The organism is Bowmanella yangjiangensis, assembly GCF_017255015.1.
Taxonomy (GTDB): domain Bacteria; phylum Pseudomonadota; class Gammaproteobacteria; order Enterobacterales; family Alteromonadaceae; genus Bowmanella; species Bowmanella yangjiangensis.
Map to the genome: position 1 here is coordinate 1 of NZ_JAFKCS010000496.1, position 557 is coordinate 557.

General features: G+C 67.7%; 1 protein-coding gene. It reads right to left on the reverse strand.

The genetic code is table 11. The annotated features are described in order from the left end of the window. Positions 1 to 120: 120 nt before the first annotated feature. A complete protein-coding gene (locus J0A65_RS25340) occupies positions 121 to 471 on the reverse strand; it encodes a DOPA 4,5-dioxygenase family protein (protein WP_232850152.1) in 351 nt (116 codons plus the stop codon). Between the last annotated feature and the right edge of the window lie 86 nt (positions 472 to 557).

Genomic DNA, 557 nt, shown 5'->3' on the forward strand with positions numbered 1-557 from the left:
GGTGCTGCGTCAGGCGCGGCCCCAGGTGATCGAGGAGATTCTCAAGCTGGAAGGCGCGGAACACTGCCCGGTGCAGTTCGAAGACTGAGTGAGCGGCGTCGAACCCTGCGCGGCTGACCCTCAGTCCTCGGCGTCATCGAGCACGCTCAGATCCAGCACGTGCGAGCGCCCGATCCACATCGCGCAGTCGCGATGGTCGCGCAGTTCGTTGCCGGTGATCGGGTGCAGCAGGACGTCCAGGCCGCCGCGGTTGAGCATCAGCCAGGGCACCAGGCCGGCGAACAGGTCGGCGCGGAAGGCCAGCTGGCAACTCCAGCACGGATGCGGCCCGATCAGGCGCTCGTGCACCCGCCCCATCTTCACCGGAAAGCGCTTCGCCGCGTCCTCGCAGAGGGCACGCGCCTGCTCCAGCGTAGCGGCATCGAAATAGACATGGGCATGGTAACCACTGATCCGCACCATCTCGTCCATCTGCCGCTCCTCAGGCCATCAGTTGACGACGCAGTTCGGCCAGCACCGGCGCCGTGTCGGGGCGCACGCCGCGCCACAGCGCGAAG

Coding starts and splice junctions, on each gene's coding strand:
- J0A65_RS25340 (WP_232850152.1), bottom strand. CDS start 471: ATGGACGAGATGGTGCGGATCAGTGGTTACCATGCCCATGTCTATTTC.